19 protein-coding genes are annotated in these 17,729 nt (G+C 72.1%); 15 read left to right on the forward strand and 4 right to left on the reverse strand.

All coding sequences use genetic code 11. The features are described from left to right. The first annotated feature begins 10 nt into the window (after positions 1-10). A complete protein-coding gene (locus AQI70_RS04070) occupies positions 11-463 on the forward strand; it encodes a hypothetical protein (RefSeq protein WP_244181438.1) in 453 nt (150 codons plus the stop codon). On the opposite strand, the gene AQI70_RS04075 is transcribed toward AQI70_RS04070, so the two are convergent. Both AQI70_RS04075 and AQI70_RS38945 read right to left on the reverse strand, forming a co-directional pair. Next, the gene (locus AQI70_RS04075; protein WP_062144176.1) at positions 411-842 is read right to left on the reverse strand and encodes a gamma-glutamylcyclotransferase family protein; all 432 of its coding nucleotides are present in this window, start codon (positions 840-842) and stop codon (positions 411-413) included. The two genes, AQI70_RS04070 and AQI70_RS04075, sit on opposite strands and share 53 nt — an antisense overlap. Before the next feature lie 100 nt (positions 843-942). Further along, positions 943-1,239 carry a 5'-nucleotidase gene (locus tag AQI70_RS38945; protein WP_159042605.1) on the reverse strand — a complete coding sequence of 99 codons (297 nt, stop codon included), beginning with the start codon at positions 1,237-1,239 and terminating at the stop codon, positions 943-945. A gap of 253 nt (positions 1,240-1,492) precedes the next feature. Between AQI70_RS38945 and AQI70_RS04080 the strand changes: the two genes are divergently transcribed. The 7 genes from AQI70_RS04080 (at position 1,493) to AQI70_RS04110 (ending at position 8,244) form a co-directional block, all read left to right on the forward strand. After that, the gene (locus AQI70_RS04080) at positions 1,493-3,139 is read left to right on the forward strand and encodes a M4 family metallopeptidase (protein WP_062144179.1); all 1,647 of its coding nucleotides are present in this window, start codon (positions 1,493-1,495) and stop codon (positions 3,137-3,139) included. Between the two features lie 266 nt (positions 3,140-3,405). Next, a complete protein-coding gene (locus AQI70_RS04085) occupies positions 3,406-4,329 on the forward strand; it encodes an aminoglycoside phosphotransferase family protein (RefSeq protein ID WP_062144182.1) in 924 nt (307 codons plus the stop codon). Positions 4,330-4,430: 101 nt separating this feature from the next. Continuing rightward, on the forward strand, positions 4,431-5,183 hold the full coding sequence (locus AQI70_RS04090; protein ID WP_062144185.1) for a serine hydrolase: 753 nt from the start codon (positions 4,431-4,433) through the stop codon (positions 5,181-5,183). A 23-nt stretch (positions 5,184-5,206) separates the two neighbouring features. Continuing rightward, positions 5,207-6,193: a hypothetical protein gene (locus AQI70_RS38330; RefSeq protein ID WP_062144188.1), complete on the forward strand. Its 987-nt coding sequence runs from the start codon at positions 5,207-5,209 to the stop codon at positions 6,191-6,193. A gap of 18 nt (positions 6,194-6,211) precedes the next feature. After that, positions 6,212-6,535, forward strand: a complete 324-nt coding sequence (locus AQI70_RS04100) for a hypothetical protein (protein ID WP_062144190.1) — start codon at positions 6,212-6,214, stop codon at positions 6,533-6,535. Positions 6,536-6,944: 409 nt separating this feature from the next. Beyond that, on the forward strand, positions 6,945-7,466 hold the full coding sequence (locus AQI70_RS04105; RefSeq protein WP_062144193.1) for a hypothetical protein: 522 nt from the start codon (positions 6,945-6,947) through the stop codon (positions 7,464-7,466). Positions 7,467-7,584: 118 nt separating this feature from the next. Continuing rightward, entirely contained in the window at positions 7,585-8,244 is a 660-nt protein-coding gene (locus tag AQI70_RS04110) for a class F sortase (protein WP_062144195.1), read from the forward strand. On the opposite strand, the gene AQI70_RS04115 is transcribed toward AQI70_RS04110, so the two are convergent. Beyond that, positions 8,182-8,571 carry a winged helix-turn-helix transcriptional regulator gene (locus tag AQI70_RS04115; protein ID WP_062145062.1) on the reverse strand — a complete coding sequence of 130 codons (390 nt, stop codon included), beginning with the start codon at positions 8,569-8,571 and terminating at the stop codon, positions 8,182-8,184. The genes AQI70_RS04110 and AQI70_RS04115 overlap by 63 nt on opposite strands. A 105-nt stretch (positions 8,572-8,676) precedes the next feature. Between AQI70_RS04115 and AQI70_RS04120 the strand changes: the two genes are divergently transcribed. The 7 genes from AQI70_RS04120 (at position 8,677) to AQI70_RS04150 (ending at position 16,706) form a co-directional block, all read left to right on the forward strand. After that, on the forward strand, positions 8,677-9,576 hold the full coding sequence (locus AQI70_RS04120; protein WP_062144198.1) for an NAD(P)-dependent oxidoreductase: 900 nt from the start codon (positions 8,677-8,679) through the stop codon (positions 9,574-9,576). An 87-nt stretch (positions 9,577-9,663) separates the two neighbouring features. Beyond that, entirely contained in the window at positions 9,664-10,866 is a 1,203-nt protein-coding gene (locus AQI70_RS04125) for a polyprenyl synthetase family protein (protein WP_244181439.1), read from the forward strand. Between the two features lie 201 nt (positions 10,867-11,067). Then, a complete protein-coding gene (locus tag AQI70_RS04130; RefSeq protein ID WP_062144201.1) occupies positions 11,068-12,279 on the forward strand; it encodes an NAD(P)/FAD-dependent oxidoreductase in 1,212 nt (403 codons plus the stop codon). Beyond that, the gene (gene nirB, locus AQI70_RS04135; protein ID WP_062144204.1) at positions 12,279-14,873 is read left to right on the forward strand and encodes a nitrite reductase large subunit NirB; all 2,595 of its coding nucleotides are present in this window, start codon (positions 12,279-12,281) and stop codon (positions 14,871-14,873) included. The genes AQI70_RS04130 and nirB overlap by 1 nt, the downstream gene beginning before the upstream one ends. Continuing rightward, positions 14,870-15,220, forward strand: coding sequence for a nitrite reductase small subunit NirD (gene nirD / locus AQI70_RS04140; protein ID WP_062144207.1), 351 nt, complete (start codon positions 14,870-14,872; stop codon positions 15,218-15,220). Before nirB ends, nirD begins: the two co-directional genes overlap by 4 nt. A 50-nt stretch (positions 15,221-15,270) precedes the next feature. Then, positions 15,271-15,855: a TetR/AcrR family transcriptional regulator gene (locus tag AQI70_RS04145; protein ID WP_062144210.1), complete on the forward strand. Its 585-nt coding sequence runs from the start codon at positions 15,271-15,273 to the stop codon at positions 15,853-15,855. Positions 15,856-15,926: 71 nt separating this feature from the next. Next, the gene (locus AQI70_RS04150) at positions 15,927-16,706 is read left to right on the forward strand and encodes an SDR family NAD(P)-dependent oxidoreductase (protein WP_062144213.1); all 780 of its coding nucleotides are present in this window, start codon (positions 15,927-15,929) and stop codon (positions 16,704-16,706) included. Positions 16,707-16,710: 4 nt separating this feature from the next. On the opposite strand, the gene AQI70_RS04155 is transcribed toward AQI70_RS04150, so the two are convergent. Beyond that, on the reverse strand, positions 16,711-17,649 hold the full coding sequence (locus AQI70_RS04155) for an oxidoreductase (RefSeq protein ID WP_062144216.1): 939 nt from the start codon (positions 17,647-17,649) through the stop codon (positions 16,711-16,713). Positions 17,650-17,729: the final 80 nt, after the last annotated feature.

Here is a 17,729-nt window from a genome sequence, read left to right on the forward strand (position 1 = left end):
ACTTGCCGGCATGGGAAGTTGGGGGACGCTGGGCCCGGCGGTGCTGTCCCTGGCGGGCGTCGCGCTGGGCGCGGCCGGGTCGCTGTTCGGGCAGTACCTGGTGTCGCGGGCGAGTCACCGGCAGCTGGAGACCCAGCAGAACGCCGAACACCGCGCCGAGGTGAAGGACGTGATCCTCAAGTTCCTGGAGGTCGCGTTCCGGGTGGAGAAGGCCGCCTCGGCCGTCCCGGACGGCGAGGAACCGCCCGAGGCGCTGCTGGACGAGCTGTGGCTGGCGCAGGCCGAGCTCGACCTCGCGGCCCGGACGGAGCCGCTGCGCGGCGCGGCCCACCGCTACGCGGTGCGGCTGACGTCGGCTGCCCGGGGCGAAGGCGCCGACGGCGACGGGCTGTACCGGGCGAAGGTCGCGTTCATGGATGCCGCGTACGACGATCTGTGGCCGTCCAGTCCCCGCTCGCGATGACCGGGCCCCGCGTCCGCAGCCGTGCGGCGACGCCGAAGGCGGCGATGTACACCCAGGCGGGGACAGGGGTGCCGTCGGACTGCCGTACGGCCTCCCGCACCACGCGCTCGTAGAGGTTGTGCGGGTCGCCCGGGGCGTAGTCCTCCAAGCGGTCCAGGGCGTCGAGGAGTTCGTCGTAGGCCTCCGGCCTGGCGGTCACCAGCTCACCGCTCACGACTGAGCCGGGCTCCTCGACGGCGTACGGGTAGCCGGGGCCGTCGTACAGCACGAGACCGGTCATCCGGGCCGGTTCCTCGCGTGCCGTACGGCCGCGCAGGAAGCGGTCGTGGTTGGGCTCGCCGGGGCGGAGGGTGCCGTAGACGAAGAAGGGCAGGGTCACTTCGGGCCGTCTCCTCGGCGGCGGGGGGCTGGGCGGTGGCGGCGCGAGGGCCGGCCGTGGCGCAGCGTACCGGCGCGGGAGGAGGGTCAGGACACCGGCCTCAGCGGCATTCGCGGGGCAGGCAGGTCGCCTCGGTGCTCCACCGGTTGCCTGCGGGAGCGACACCCCACTCAGTACTGGCGGGAGCGACACCCCAGTCCGTGCCGGCGGGAGCCGCACCCCAGTCAGAGCCGACCGGAACCGCACCCCAGTCAGAACCGGCCGGAGCCGCACCCCATTCGCTGCCGGCAGGCGCCGCGCTCCATTCGCTGCCCGCCGCCGCGCTCCCCGCGGTCAGCACCACGCCCGCCGCGCCCGCCACCAGCACCACGGTCAGCCGCCCGATCGTCTTCCTCATCAGTCCCCCTGGATGTCGGGTGAGTTGCCTGTCGTCAGGTGCGCTCAGCGTGCCCGCCTTCCGCGCACGCCCCGACCGCATTCGACGAGAACGCAAACGGAACGCCCCGCCGGGGCGGTCACACCAGGATCACCCCCCTTCGCAGAAACGATCCTCTCCCCTCACACACCTCCACGCGCTCACCCTGTTCATGGCATGTGCACGCCCCCTTGAATCTTGGTCATCTTCAGTGCCGTCCCGTTGAAGGAGACCGATGAGTCGGATACGGCTGCATGTCCGAGGTTCCCGCCTGGCCACGGCCGGCGCTGTCACCGCCACCGCCACCTTGCTGGCCGCCGCGCTCTCTCCCGCCGCCGACGCGGACGACAGGCCCACCAGGGCCGGCGCGATCGAGAACGCGGCAGAGGTCCTCGCGGACCGGGCGGAAAGCCTGGGGCTGACCACCGCGCAGGACACCGCGGTGCGGGACGTGATCGTCGACGCGGACGGCACGCAGCACGTCCGCTACGACCGCACATACCGCCAACTTCCGGTCCTCGGCGGCGACTTCGTCGTCCACCTGGCGAAGGACGGCACATACCGCGGCGCCTCTCGCGCCACGACCCGACCGATCTCCCTGTCGAGCATCGCGCCCAGCGTCTCGGCGCCGAAGGCGGCCGACCTCGCGGCGAACGCCCTGCGCGCCGCCAACCTCGGCGAGACGCTGAAGAAGCTGACGGCCAGGCCGAAGCTGGTCGTCGACGCCCTGCACGGCGCCCCGAAGCTGGCCTGGCGGACCGACGTCGTCGCCCAGGACTCCCTCGGCAACCCGGCCGCCCGCACGGTGCTGACCGACGCCCGCACCGGAGCGCAGATCGACGCGTGGGACAGCATCGAGACGGCGACGGGTGACGGGAAGTCGCTGTACGGCGGCACGGTGCCGTTGGAGACGACGGTGTCGGGATCGACGTACCAGTTGAAGGACCCGACGCGCGGCGGCACCTACACGGGTGACGCGGCGAACAGGACGGACCTGTGCGTCCTCGCCGTCTGCCTGAACCGCGCCCCGGCCACCGTCTTCACGGACGCCGACAACCACTGGGGCACCGGCACGACGGCCGAGCGCTCGACGGCCGCGGTGGACGCGCAGTACGGCACGGACGTGACGTGGGACTACTACGAGGACGTCCACGGCCGCAGGGGCATCGCTGGCGACGGCAAGGGCTCGTTCAACCGCGTGCACTACGGGAAGGGCTACAACAACGCCTTCTGGGACGACAGTTGCTTCTGCATGACGTACGGCGACGGTGACGGCACCCAGCTCGGGCCGCTGGTGTCACTGGACGTGGCGGGCCACGAGATGACCCACGGGGTCACTTCGAAGACGGCCGCGCTGACGTACTCGGGCGAGTCCGGCGGCCTCAACGAGGCCACGTCCGACATCTTCGGCACACTGGTCGAGTTCCACGCGGGCAACGCCTCCGACCCGGGCGACTATCTGATCGGCGAGAAGATCGTCCGGCCGGGCTTCGGCCGCAGCGCCCTGCGCTACATGGACAAGCCGTCGAAGGACGGCAGCTCGGTCGACTGCTGGAGCGCGACGACCGCGGCGCTCGACGTCCACTACTCGTCGGGCGTCGGCAACCACTTCGCCTACCTGCTGGCCGAGGGCAGCGGCCCGAAGACGGTCAACGGCGTCAGCTACAACTCCCCCACCTGCGACGGTTCCTCGGTGACCGGGATCGGCCGGGCCAAGCTCGGCAAGATCTGGTACCGGGCGCTGACGGTCTACATGACGTCCTCGACGAACTACGCGGGAGCGCGTACGGCGACGCTCAACGCGGCAAAGGACCTGTACGGGGCCGGGAGCGTGGAGTACGGGGCGGTGGCGGCGGCCTGGAAGGCGGTGAAGGTGGGCTGAGCCGGTCGCCCGGTCAGAGCTGGTGAGCGGCCGCCCCGGTGGATGGGACCGGGGCGGCCGTGGCAGAGAAGGGGCCGGGGCGGCCGTGGCAGTGGAGGGGGACCGGGGCCGCCGTGGCAGAGGAGGGCGCCGGGGCGGCCGTGGCAGTGGAGGGGACCGCGGCCGTCCCGCGCCTGGGCGCGGCGAAAAGCGGTGGTGTGCGCGCTGCGGCCCCGGATACGCTCCGCTGCCGCCTGCCCGACCTCCCCGAGCCGCCACGGAGCCGTATGCCGTCGCCCACGAAGATGCACGCCGAGGAACTCGACATCGACGAGACGCTGGTCGCCCGCCTGGTCGCGGAGCAGTTCCCGCGGTGGGCCGGGCTGCCGGTGACGCGGGTCGCCTCCGCCGGGACCGACAACGCCATGTACCGCCTGGGCGCCGACCTGGTCGTACGCCTGCCGCGCCTGCCGGGCGGATCCCGCCAGATCGAGACGGAGCACCGCTGGCTGCCGCACCTGGCCCCGCATCTGCCCCTGGCGGTCCCGACACCGCTGGCGCTGGGCGAACCCGCCGCCGGATATGAGCTGCCGTGGGGCGTGTACGACTGGCTGGACGGCGAGAACGCCTACGACGCGCCGCTCGGCGAGCCACGGGAGGCCGCAGGTGAGCTGGGCCGTTTCGTGGCGGCGTTGCGAAAGGTGGACGCGGCGGGCGGACCGTTGTCCTTCCGCGGCGACCCGGTGGGCAAGCACGACGCGTACGTCCGCACCGCGATCCGCGACCTGGGCGCCGTCGGCATGCTGGACCCGGCGGTCGCGACAGCGGCGTGGGAGGAAACCCTGCGCCTCCCCCAGTGGGACGACGCCCCCGTCTGGCTCCACAGCGACCTCCTTCCCGGCAACCTGCTGACCTCCTCCGGCCGCCTCACCGCGGTCATCGACTTCGGCTGCCTCGGCGTCGGGGACCCGGCGGCCGACACCATCGCGGCGTGGGCGGTCTTCGACGCCGCGACCCGCGAGGTGTTCCGCGATGCGGCCGACGTCGACGACACGACGTGGGCCCGGGGGCGCGGGTGGGCGCTGTGCTTCGGGCTGATGGCGGAGCACCACTACGGCGAGAGCTGCGGGAACGGGACCAATCCGGTGCTGGCGGGGGTGGCGCGGCGGACGGTGGGCGAGGTGCTGGCGGAGTACTCGGGCGGGGCGTGAGGACGGCCCGGGAACGGGGTACGGCGGTATGGACGTCCCAAATTGCTTGCGCCTAACCTGAGTTGGCCGGATGCGGGCGGGCCGGGGCGTCGGGGGGCGGGATGGACATCGATGGTCGCGTCGACGCCTTTGTCGGCAACGCCCCTTCCAGGGCCGTGCTGCTGCGGTCCCTGCGGGGACGGGACGTCTGTGTGCGGCGCAATGCCGACCGCGTCTTTCCCGCGGCCAGCCTGATGAAAGTCCCGCTGGCCATCGCGGTGCTGGAGCAGCTGGACGCCACCCGAGTGGTCAGGCGCTCCGAACTCGGTCGCACCGCCTACCCCTCGGTGCTGGAGGTCTTCGACGAGCGGCACGAGTTCACACTCGTCGAACTCTGCGGCCTGATGCTCGCGACCAGCGACAACCCCATCGGGACCTTTCTGGTGGAGCTCGTCGGCATGGAGGCCGTGACGGCCACCGCCGAGCGGGCGGGAGCACACCACACGCACATGAGGGTGGGCTTCTCCGACCGCGATCTGGGCGCGGCGGCGCGGAGCAGCACCACTACGGCGGACGACATGGCGCTGATCCTGCGGTACGCCGCGACGCAAGCGCACCTGCGTCCCGTCCTCGGCGCCCTGCGCAACAGCGTGCGCAATTTCCGCCTGCCGCTGCGGCTGCCCGACGATCTGAAAGTCGCCCACAAGACCGGCAGCCTGCGCCGCCTGGCACACGACGCGGGCATTCTCTTCGGCCGCCACCACGACCTGATCGCCGTGTTCCTCACGGAGGACCAGGCGGACACCGCAGCGGTCGGCATCCAGATCGGCGACTGCATGGCAGATGTCTGGCGGCTGCTCGGTGAACCCGTGTAGCCGGCTCTCCCCCGGGAGTCCTGATGAGCGATCAGCGGCGTGTCATCGCGGAAGTCCGACGCACAGTGCGCATCTACAACCTGCTGGTCCTGGTGGTCGGGGCGATCGCTCTGGTCGTCTCCGTCGACCGCGCCCAGGACGACGTCCTCGTCACCTCACTCGAAGTCGTGGGGACGACACTGGTCTCGGCCGCGCTGGTCAGCTTCATTTTCGGGCAGATCACCATCCGGGACACGACATTGCAGGTGAACGAGGCCATCGACCAGGCGCTGCGCGAGGTCCTTGAGCCCATCCGGGAGAACCTCTTCGCCGGGGCCCTGTCCCACTACCGCTGGGACTGCCACCTGGACGGTCTCGAACCCGACGGATACGCCGTTCAGGCCATGCGTGTCTCCTACCAGGTGCAGGTGATCCCCCGGGAACTGCGCTTCATCTGTGTGTCGTCACTGACGGACGAGTCCTTCAGCCGGCTGGCCGGCGACCTCAGGTATGTGCTGCGCTGGCAGGTGGACGAGGGGCTGGAGTTGACGGACCCCCACTGCTTCCATGTCAGTCATGTCCGGGTCGACGGGCAGCAACTGGACCAGCCGGCACCGCGTCCGACCACCTTGCGCGGCTCTCCGGCGGTCGAGTACCGCTTCCAGGTGTCCGAACTGCGCCGGCATCACGGATTCCACTCCGTCGAGTTCCATGTGGTCGCCCGCAAATACCTCGGGACGGATCGTGAGGTCAGGGTTCAGGCCTACGCTTTCCGGTCCCTGCTGGACGCCGAGTACCGTCTGACCGTCGGGGAGTCGATCGGTGCCGAGATCCTGAACACTCAGATCTCGGGGCTGAGCCGAATCGGTGCCGGTGGACTGATCCAGCACGGCCGGACCTATCCGGACGCGTTCGGCCGGGTCGCCGCCTACGCGATCTTCACCACTCCGCTGCAGACCGGCAGCAATGTCGTGTTCACCATCGACCGCGGCAACCCGCGCAGGGCGAACCGAGGCGGTGCGGCATCGTGAAAGCCGCATTGACCGCAAGTGTCGCTCAACCATGTCGCCGGTGATCCCGGCAGATGGACCCGGGCCACGCTGACCGAACGGCTGGCGGTCTACGAAGACCTCGGGATCGGTTTCGACGGCGTCTTCGACGATCTCGCCGCCCGTGGGTGGCTGACGGAGGACGGGGGTGCGATGACGTTGACCGAGGCCGGGGAGGCCGGGCGCCTTCGGGCCAGGGAGCGGAACCTGCGCGTCCATCGGCAGCTGCATGAAGGCGTCGACACGGCCGACTTCGTGACCACGGTCAATGTGCTGCGGCGGATGGTCGCGAATCTGGGTGGCAACGGCGATCTGCCTGAGTGAGGGGGACGCGGGCGACGGGTCGGCCGGGGAACGGCTGTGGGCGGGTCGGCTGCGGGCGGGTCGGCTGTGGGCAGGTCGACTGCGGGCGGGTCGGCTGCGGGCGGGTCGGCTGCGGGCGGGTCGGCTGTGGGCGGGTCATCCGGGGCGGGTCACCCGTTCACACGCGCGGTCCCCCACTCAACAGGTTCTCTTCCGCGACACCCCCGGGACGCGGCCATGACCTGCTGAAACAGCGCCGAGTCCCGGACCCCGTCCCGTCCGCCCGACACCCGTTCATCCCATTTCTGACGCTCTCTCAGGAAGCGCGCCCGCCCCGCTGCCCCTTACCTCGGAAGGGCAGGGCACGACCGAGGCGGCGGCACATGGGGGTGTCGCGGGCCGTGGCCCCGCTGAGTGCGGAGGAACGCTGATGCGACGTACCGCCCGTCTGCTGACAGGGACCGCGCTGGCCGTGGGCGCCGTGGGGCTCGGCGGCATGCCCGCGTACGGCGACGACGTCGGTGGCCTCAAGGTGCTCCCGTCCTCGGTCGTGCCGGGCGGGCAGGTGACGGTGAACACGGCGTCCTGCGGGGACGGCGGTTCGGCCGAGGGCGACGCCAGCGCGGTGGGCGCCGGGTCCTTCACGCTGGCGCCGAGGACGCACGAGCACGACGCGACCGGAAAGTTCCAGGTGCCGCCGAGCGCGCAGCCGGGGACGTACGAGATCGTCGCGACCTGCGCCGAGGGCGGCCGGCGGGTGACGGGCGACCTGGTGGTCACGCTGACGGCCCCGCGCGAACAGGTGCATCCGCGAGGAAGTGTGAAGACGGGGGTCGGCGGCGCTCTTGGCCCCGATCCCGTGCAGACCGCGGCCGGCGTGGCGGCTCTCGCCGTCGCCGCCGCGGGCGGTACCTGGCTCCTGCATCGCCGGGCGAGAGGCGACGGGATCTGATGGACACCCTCCGCTGTCCGTCCGCCGGTACCGCACGTCCCCTCCCCCTCCGGGTCCGACGCCCCTCGCGGCCCGGAGGGGGATCAGGGCGGCACGAGAGGAGTCCGAGGAGGCTCGCGTGCGCAGTCACCGCAGCGTCGGCAACGCCGCCATAGCCACCGCGACCGCCCTCGCCCTCTGCTCCGGCGCCTGGCTGCTGCGCAACGGCGCCGAGACGCACACGCCGCCGCAGCCGTCGGCCGCACAAGCGGCGGCGCAGAGCGGGGACACCGGTCGTGGTGACCCGCACCCGCGCGCCCGGCGCTCGGCCGCCCCCGCGCTCCCGCCCTCTCCTCCCGACCGCATCCGCATTCCCTCGATCCGCGTCGACGCTCCCCTCATGGGCCTGGGCCTGACGAGGACGGGCAGCCTCGACGTCCCGCCCGCCGAGCGCAGGAACCTCGCCGGCTGGTACGAGGCCGGCACCACACCCGGTGAGACCGGCACCGCGATCGTCGCCGGGCACGTCGACAACGCCGACGGACCCGCCGTCTTCTACCACCTGGGCGCCCTGAAGAAGGGCAGCACGATCGAGGTGGACCGACGGGACGGCGGCACCGCCCTCTTCTCGGTCGACGCCGTCGAGGTCTACGACGCGAAGGACTTCCCCGACAAGAAGGTGTACGGCGCGGCCCCGCGCCCCGAGCTGCGGGTGATCACCTGCGGCGGCGGTTACTCACGGACGACCGGGTATCAGGGCAACGTCGTGGTCTTCGCGCACCTCACCGGCAGCCGGTGACGGCGCCAGGACGTTCCGCTTCCCCCACTCGCCCAGCGGCTCCAGTGCCGTGTTGAGGGTCTCGCCCCTCGGCGTCAGCGAGTACTCCACGCGCGGCGGCACCTCGTCGAACTCCTCCCGGTGCACGATCCCGTCCGCTTCCAGTTCCCGCAGCTGGGCGGCGAGCACCTTCTCCGTCACCCCGGGCAGCTCGCGGCGCAGCTCCCCGAAGCGGTGCGGACGCACATGCAGCGCCCAGAGGATGAGCACCTTCCACTTGCCGCCGATCACATCCATCGCCGCGTCGACACCACACTCGTACGACCCCGGCCGCCGTCCGATCGCCATGCCCGCCACTCCCCCGTCCTGTCCCCTGCACGCTTCCCTCAAGGTAACCACCCACTCGAAAGTACGTACTTGAGCAGGCAGTTCACCTCTACGAGGCTAACCGCCATGACTGACAACGCGACTGACAAAGCCTCTTCCCCGACCCCTGTCACCCTCCTCGGCACCGGCGCCATGGGCACCGCGCTCGCCCGTGCCTGGCTCGCCGCCGGGCACCCCGTGACCGTCTGGAACCGCACCCCTGCCCGCGCCGAGGCGCTGGCCGTCGAGGGCGCCACGGTCGCCGCGAGCGCGGACGCCGCCGTGGCCGCCAACCGGCTCGTCGTCGCCTGTCTGCTCGACGACGACTCCCTCGGCGAGGCCCTCGCCACGGCCGACCTCGGCGGACGCGACCTCGTGAACCTCACCACCGGCACGCCCGGCGAGGGCCGCGCCCGTGCCGCCTGGGCCGAGGCGCGCGGCGCCCGCTTCGTCGACGGCGGGATCATGGCCGTACCGCCGATGATCGGCAGCCCGGACAGCGGGGCGTTCGTCTTCTACAGCGGATCCGCCGCCCTCTTCGAGGAGCACCGGGACGTCCTCGCGGTACCGGCGGGCACCGCCTATGTCGGCGCGGACGCCGGCTTCGCGGCCCTGCACGACGTGGCGCTGCTGAGCGCGATGTACGGGATGTTCGGCGGGATCGCGCACGCCTTCGCGCTGATCCGCCGGGAGGACATCGCTCCCGAGGACTTCGCCCCGCTGCTCGTGTCGTGGCTGACCGCCATGGCGCCCGCCGCGCTGGAGAGCGCCGGGAAGCTGGAGAGCGGCGACTACACGCGGGATGTCGTCTCCAACCTCGCCATGCAGGTCGCGGGGATCCCGACGTTCCTGCGGACGGCAGACGAGCAGGGTGTACGACCGGACATGGTGCGGCCCTACCTGGACCTGATGCGCCGCCGCCTGGAGTCCGGCCCGCACGCCGACGAGGACACCACCGGGGTGATTGACCTCCTGACAGCGACCTGAGGTGCGGGAATCGGCCATACAGGCGTGGATCCTGCGTGACGGAAAAGCGATCTTGCCGTGTTCTCGGCGGAGCCGGACCATGCGGGCGTGGACTCCGACCCGGACTCGTCGCTCAGCGTGGACGCCGCGCAGGTGAACTCCGTCGTGCGCCATGACGCGGCGCTGCTGGAGGACGACCTGCGCGCGTTCCTCAAGTCACTGACGGCCGCCCCGGACGACGGTTCGGCCGACGGTTCAGCGGCCGTGTGCGCCACCGCCCTGCACCGCTCGCTGCACCGCTCCCTGTACACACCCGTGTCCGACGCGCTCGGCTCCAAGGTGGGCCAGCAGGCCCTGCCTCCGTCCGCGGGCGCGCCCGGCGGTACGGCTCCGTTGCGGCCCTCGATGGTGTACTGGGCGTACCGCAACTACCGGGGCTTTCCCGAAGGGCCGGGGAGCGAGGAGGCATCCGCCGACCTGGCCGTCGTGCGGCGGGCGGCGGTGGCGGTGCGGGTCCTGCTGAAGGCCGCGGTGGTGCTGGACGACATCCAGGACGGCAGCGCCATGCGCTACGGCGAGCCCGCGCTGCACATCACCCACGGGGTGCCCGTCGCGCTCAACACCGGCTCCTGGCTGATCACGGCGGCGCTGCGGCACGCGGCGGACCCCGGCGTGGTGGACAGCCTGATCCGCGGTGTCGGCCACGGCTTCACCGGCCAGGCGCTCGACCTGGCGACGAGGTCCGCGGACACCCGTGCCGACCTGCTGGCCGCACCGCACGAGGAACGGGTGCGCTTCTGGGAGTCGGTCGCCGCGCGCAAGACCGGCACGCTGTTCCGGATGCCGCTCGACGCGGCCCTCGCCGCGCTGGGCGTCGTCGAGGAGGAGCGGCACGCCCTGGACGGGGCCATGCGCCGGCTCGGGCTGGCGAGCCAGCTGTTCAACGACCTGACCGACGTCGTACCGGAACTCGGCGGCGCCAAGACCCACCAGGACTTCGACGGGCTGGGCAACCGGGTGTTCCTGGAGCTGCTCGACTCGCCGCCGCGCCCGCCGCGCCCGTCGGACCCGGACGGGCTGACGGGCGCGCGGCTGAAGTCGTATGTCCTCGGCCACCCGAGGCTGCGCGACACCCTCCTCGATCTCTCCGCCCAGGCGGTCGAGTGGAAACGGTCGGCGAAGGAGGCCGTGCGGGGGGTGTGCCGGTCGGCGCGCAGCGCGGCCTACTTCGACGTGACCATCGAGCGCAAGGGCCACCTCATCGACCGCCTGCACGAGACGCTCCGGCAGCGCAGCGGCGCCACCGGGTGACCGTGTCGTAGACGATGCCGGCCGCACCCGGACGGGGGCCGGGCGCGCGCACCCGACCCCCGTCGCACCCCACCTCACAGCCCGCCCGCACCGCGCCCTCCGAACCCTCACACCCGCCCCCGGCCCTCGCTGAGGGCAGCGTTCCTCGCGGGAAACAGACGTGATGCGGTCGGGAAACACCGGCATCGCACGCTCCTGGGCATGACCTCGAATACGCGTGTGGTGGTGATCGGCGCCGGCCTCGCGGGCGTACGACTCGCCCGGCGGCTCGGCGAGCTCGGCACGCCCGTGACGCTCGTCGGCGATGAGGAGCACCGCCCGTACAACCGGGTCCTGCTCGCCGAGGTGCTGGCCGGACGGTACAGCCCCGAGGTGATCGCCCTCCCGGCGCCCGCTGAGCTCACCCGTGGCCGGGTCACCGGCATCGACCGCGAGGCGCGAGCCGTACACCTCGCGGACGGCACGGAGATCGCATACGACACGCTCGTGCTGGCCACCGGCTCCAACCCGGTGCTCCCGCCGCTGCGCGGCCTGTTCACGCCTGACCATGTGCTGCCGGAGGGCGTCCACGCCTTCCGCACCATGGACGACTGCCTGGGCCTGTCCAAGGCGGTACGGCCGGGCGTGCGGGCGGTCGTGATCGGCGGCGGGCTCCTCGGGGTCTCCGCGGCCCGCGCGCTGGCGATGCGCGGCGCGCAGGTCGTGCTGGCCCAGCAGTCCGAGCGGCTGATGGAGCGGCAGCTCGACCCGGCCGCCTCGAAGCTGGTCAGGCGCCACCTCACCGAGCTGGGCGTCGAGGTGCACACCGAGTGCCGCGTCCGTGACGTGCGCTGCGTAGGCGGCGCGGTCCGCTCGGTGGAGATGGCCGACGGTTACGCCCTCGACGCCGACCTCGTGGTCCTGGCCTGCGGCGTGCGTCCGCGTGCGGGCCTGGCGCAGGCCGCCGGGCTGGACGTCCGCAAGGGGATCGTCGTCGACGACGAGCTCCGTACGTCCGACCCGCACATCCGGGCCATCGGCGACTGCACGCAGCACGACGGCACGGTGTACGGCCTCGCCGCCCCCGCGCTCGAACAGGCCGACGTCCTGGCCGAGTCGCTGAGCGGGAACGCGGGCGCCCGCTACACCGGAACCCGTTCGCTTACCCGGCTCACCCTCGCCGGGCAGACCGCCTTCGACCTCGCCGCGTTCGGCGAGACGGAGGCCCGGCCCGGCGACGACGTCGTACAGCTCGCCGACGCCACCCGCGGCACCTACCGCAAGGTCGTCGTCCGCGACGACCGCCTGGTCGGCGGGGTTCTCGTCGGCGAACTCGGCACCGTCGGCGCGCTCGCCCGCGCCTGGGAGGGAGCAGAGCCGCTCCCCGACGACGGTCCTCTGCTCCACCTGCTCACCAACGATGGAGGCTCCTGATGACCGCCACTGGGGCGAACCCCACGATCGTGCTCGTCGGCCATGGCATGGTCGGCCAGCGCTTCCTCGAAGCGCTCGCCGAGCGCGGCCTGACCGCCACGCACCGCGTGGTCGTGCTGTGCGAGGAGCCTCGTCCGGCGTACGACCGCGTGGCGCTGACCTCGTACTTCTCGGGCAAGACGCCCGAGGACCTCTCCATGACCGACATGGAGTTCATCAAGGACCACGGCATCGAGCTGCACATCGGTGACCCGGCGGAGACGATCGACCGGGAGGCGCGGAAGGTCACCGCCCGCTCCGGTCTCGTCGTGGACTACGACGTCCTGGTCCTGGCCACCGGGTCGTACCCGTTCGTGCCGCCCGTCCCGAACAAGGACGCCACCGGCTGTTTCGTCTACCGCACGATCGAGGACCTGCTCGCGATCGAGGAGTACGCCAGGACGAAGGCCACCTCCGGCGCCGTGGTCGGCGGCGGTCTGCTGGGGCTGGAAGCCGCCGGTGCGCTGAAGGGCCTCGGCGTCGAGACGCACATCGTGGAGTTCGCGCCGCGCCTGATGCCGGTGCAGGTCGACGAGGGCGGCGGCGCCGCGCTGCTGCGCACCATCGAGGACATGGGTCTGACGGTCCACACCGGGGTGGGCACGCAGGAGATCGTGACGGACGCCGAGGGTGCCGTCACCGGTATGAAGCTGTCCGACGGCTCCGAGCTCGCCACCGACATGGTGGTCTTCTCCGCCGGTGTCCGCCCCCGCGACCAGCTGGCCCGCGACTGCGGTCTCACGGTCGGCGAGCGCGGCGGCATCACCGTCGACGAGCAGTGCCGTACGGTCTCCGACCCGCACGTGTTCGCGATCGGCGAGTGCGCGCTGGCCGCCGACGGCCGGGTGTACGGCCTGGTGGCCCCGGGTTACGAGCAGGCCGAGACGGCCGCCGCGACGATCGCCGAGGACGAGGCGGAGTTCACCGGCGCCGACCTGTCCACCAAGCTGAAGCTGCTCGGCGTGGACGTGGCGTCCTTCGGTGACGCGCACGGCACCGCCGAGGACTGCCTGGACGTCGTCTACTCCGACTCCCGCGCGGGCCTGTACAAGAAGCTGGTCATCGGCCGCGACGGCACGCTGCTCGGCGGCATCCTGGTCGGCGACGCGGACGCGTACGGCACGCTGAAGGCCTTCACCGGCTCCGTCCCGCCGGTCTCGCCCGAGTCGCTGGTGCTGCCCGCCGGTGCCGGGGCCCCCGCCCAGCTCGGCCCGTCCGCGCTGCCGGACGACGCGGTCGTCTGCTCCTGCCACAACGTCACCAAGGGCACCATCCGCGGCGCGGTCACCGACCACCAGTGCACGACCGTGCCCGAGGTGAAGAAGTGCACCAAGGCCGGCACCGGCTGCGGCTCCTGTGTCAAGGTGCTCGGCCAGCTGGTCACCGCCGAGCTGGAGGCGTCCGGCGTCGAGGTCGACAAGGGCCTGTGCGGCTGCTTCTCGCAGACCCGCGAGGAGCTGTACGAGATCGTCCTCGCCCTGCGCATCAACACCTACCAGGACCTGCTGGACCGCTACGGCCGCGAGAACGCCCGCGGCACCGACGGCTGCGAGATCTGCAAGCCGGCGGTGGGCTCGATCATCGCCTCCCTCGCCCCGACGATCGGAGCGAGCGGCTACGTCCTGGACGGCGAGCAGGCGGCCCTGCAGGACTCCAACGACCACTTCCTCGCCAACATCCAGAAGAACGGCTCGTACTCGATCGTGCCGCGCATCCCCGGCGGCGAGATCACCCCGGAGAAGCTGATCGTGATCGGCGAGGTCGCCCGCGACTTCGGCCTCTACACGAAGATCACCGGCGGCCAGCGCATCGACCTGTTCGGCGCGCGCGTCGAGCAGCTCCCGCTGATCTGGGCGCGGCTGGTGGACGCGGGCTTCGAGTCCGGCCACGCCTACGGCAAGGCGCTGCGCACGGTGAAGTCCTGCGTCGGACAGACCTGGTGCCGCTACGGCGTCCAGGACTCCGTCCGGATGGCGATCGACCTGGAGCTGCGCTACCGGGGGCTCAGGTCGCCCCACAAGCTGAAGTCGGCCGTCTCCGGCTGCCAGCGCGAGTGCGCGGAGGCCCAGTCGAAGGACTTCGGCGTCATCGCCACCGCCAACGGCTGGAACCTCTACGTCGGCGGCAACGGCGGCGCGACCCCGCGCCACGCCGACCTGCTGGCGCAGGACCTGTCGGACGCCGAGCTGATCCGCCTGATCGACCGCTTCCTGATGTTCTACATCCGCACCGCGGACCGCCTGGAGCGCACCTCGACCTGGCTGGAGCGGATCCCCGGCGGCCTGGACCATGTGCGCGAGGTGGTCGTCGAGGACTCCCTCGGCATCTGCGAGGAGCTGGAGTCCCTGATGGCGGCCCACGTCGCGAACTACCGCGACGAGTGGGCGGAGACCATCAACGACCCCGAGAAGCTGGCCCGCTTCGTCTCCTTCGTCAACGCCCCCGACACCCCCGACCCGGTCGTCGGCTTCGTCCCCGAGCGCGACCAGATCAAGCCCGCCCTGCCGCTGCTGACCATCGGCCACCGTCCCCTGGAAGGAAGCGCCCAGCGATGACCCTGGCACCCGAGACAACCGACCTGAAGGTCCAAGTACGGCTGGACGACGACTGGTTGACTGTCTGCGACCTGACCCGGCTGCTCCCGGGCCGCGGTGTGGCGGCCCTGCTGCCGGACGGCCGCCAGGTGGCCCTGTTCCGCGACCGCGCCGGACAGCTGTACGCCATCGACAACCGCGACCCGTTCGGCGGCGCGGCCGTCCTCTCCCGCGGCCTGACCGGCACCCACCAGGGCCGCCCGTTCGTGGCCTCGCCCCTGCTGAAGCAGCGCTTCGACCTGGAGACCGGGCAGTGCCTGGACGACGAGGCGGTGCGGGTGGCGACGTACGAGATCCGTACGGCCTGACCATCTACGGCACTTGACCGATCGTTCCAGAAAAACCTAGGCTGTTCGTCGTGGCCAGGACCAAGGAGTTCGATCCGGACGCCGCGCTGCAGTCAGCTCTTGAGCTGTTCTGGCAGCGCGGCTACGAGGCGACGTCGATGTCCGACCTCGTCGAGCACCTCGGCGTCGGACGCGCCAGCCTCTACGCGACCTTCGGCAACAAGCACGAGCTGTACCTGAAGGCGCTGGACCGCTACGAGCGGGCGGGATTCACGCCGATCGTGCGGGAGCTGTCCCAGCCGGGGCCCGCCCTGCCGTCCGTGCGGTCGGTCGTCAGGCGGTACGCGACCGAGGCCGCCGACGAACGACTGCGCCTGAACGGCTGCCTGGTCACCAACACGGCGGCGGAGCTCGCCCCGCACGACCGGGCAGCCGCCCGGCAGGTGGAGCGCAACTGGGACCAGCTGGAGACCGTGCTGCACTCGGCACTGGTCCGCGCCCAGGCCCAGGGGGAACTGCCCGCCGGCCGCGATCCGCTCGCCCTCGCCCGCATGCTGCTGGTCCTGCTCCAGGGCCTCAGGGTCGTGGGCAAGGCGTCCTCGGACCCGGCCCGGGTCCGGGACGCGGCAGAGCAGGCGCTGACACTGCTCGACTGAGACGCCCTTCGTCCGAGGGGCGTTTTTCAGGCCCGAATAATGAACCGATCGGTCAAGAAAAAGGGGAGATCATGACCACCGCAGCCCACCGCACCCGCTTCACCGACAGGACCGCCCTCGTCACCGGCGCCGGTTCCGGCATCGGACGGGCCGTCGCGCTCGCGCTCGCCACCGAGGGCGCGAACGTCGTGGTCACCGGCCGCAGGCGCGAGCCGCTCGACGAGACGGTGGCGCTGATCGAGGAGGCGGGCGGCAAGGCGCTCGCGGTCGCCGCGGACGTCTCCCGTGCGGCCGACGTGCGGTCCGTGGTGGCGGCCGCCGTGGACCGCTTCGGCTCCCTCGACGTGGCGGTCAACAACGCGGGCGTCTTCCGCGGCGGCGACCCCTTGGCCGACCTCCCGGAGGAGGACTGGCACACCCAGCTCGGCATCAACGTCACCGGCGTCTTCCTCGCCCTCCAGGCCGAGATCCGCCAGATGCGCACCCAGCCGACGGGCGGCGCGATCGTGAACATCGCCTCCGTCTTCGGGGTCCACGGCCGCCATCCCGGCACCGCCGCGTACGCCGCGACCAAGGCCGCCGTCTCCGTCCTCACCAGGGGCGCCGCCCTCGACCACATCGGCGACGGCGTCCGCATCAACGCGGTCAGCCCCGGCGCCGTCGACACCCCCATGTCCCTGCTCCCCGGCGAGACGGAGGCGGCCCGGGCCGAGCGGGCGAAGGCCACCCTCCCCCTCGGCCGCATCTCGGGCACCGAGGAGGTGGCCGCAGCCGTCCTCTACCTGGCCTCGGACGACGCCGCGTCGGTGGTGGGCACCGACCTGGTGGTGGACAGCGGGGCCACGGCCTGAGCGCTCACCGGGCGCTCACACCTCCCAAGGCCTCGTACGCCACCCCCGTCAGCCGCTGCGAGGCCTCCCAGAGGAGTTCGCCCGCCCGGTCGTCGACGGTCCAGGGCGCCCGCCTGCACGGGGCGGGCGAGCCACGCCAGTGGACGAAGGACGGGCCGGTGAAGGAGTCGGGCCGGACGTCGGGTGCGGTGGCGGCGTACAGGACGGGCAGCGCGCCGGCCTCGGCGGACTGGGCGAGCAGGCGAGTGGCGCTGCGCATGAACCACTCACTGCCCCGGCGACCCGCCATGCGCGGTCCGGCGGTCTGCAGGTTGGTGGCCGCGTACCCGGGATGCGCGGCGGCGGCCACCACGTCCGCCTCCCGCGCCGCCAGCCTGCGCGCCAGCTCGTGCGTGAAGAGCAGATTGGCGGTCTTGGACCGGGCGTAGGCGAGCCAACGCCTATAGCGTCGCTCGCTGTTGAGGTCGTGGAGGTCGATGGTGGACAGCGCGTGCAGCGGGCTGGAGACGGTCACCACCCGCGCGCCCGGCGTGCCGAGCAGCGCGGGCAGCAGCAGACCGGTGAGCGCGAAGTGCCCGAGGTGGTTGACCCCGAACTGCGTCTCGAAGCCGTCCGCCGTCGTGCCGTACGGCACCGCCATCACCCCGGCGTTGTTCACGAGCAGGTCCAGCCGGCCGTACGGGAAGGCCGTGGCGAACTCCCGTACACAGCCGAGGTCCCCGAGATCCAGCCGCGTCAACTCCACGTCGGCGCCCCGCACTTCCGACACCAGCCGCTCCACGGCCGCCGCGCCCCGCACCTCGCTGCGGCAGGCGAGCACCACCCGGGCGCCCTTGCGGGCCAGCTCCCGCGCCGTGACGTAACCGAGCCCGCTGTTGGCCCCGGTGACGACGGCGACGCGTCCGCTCTGGTCGGGGATGTCGTGCGCGGTCCAGCCGGACATGGCAGGGCTCCTTCCGCGGGCGGGTCCGGGCCCAGGTACCTCATCAGCCTGCGCCGAAACGACCCCCGAGAACAGATCGG

This window comes from Streptomyces curacoi (assembly GCF_001513975.1).
GTDB lineage: Bacteria > Actinomycetota > Actinomycetes > Streptomycetales > Streptomycetaceae > Streptomyces > Streptomyces curacoi.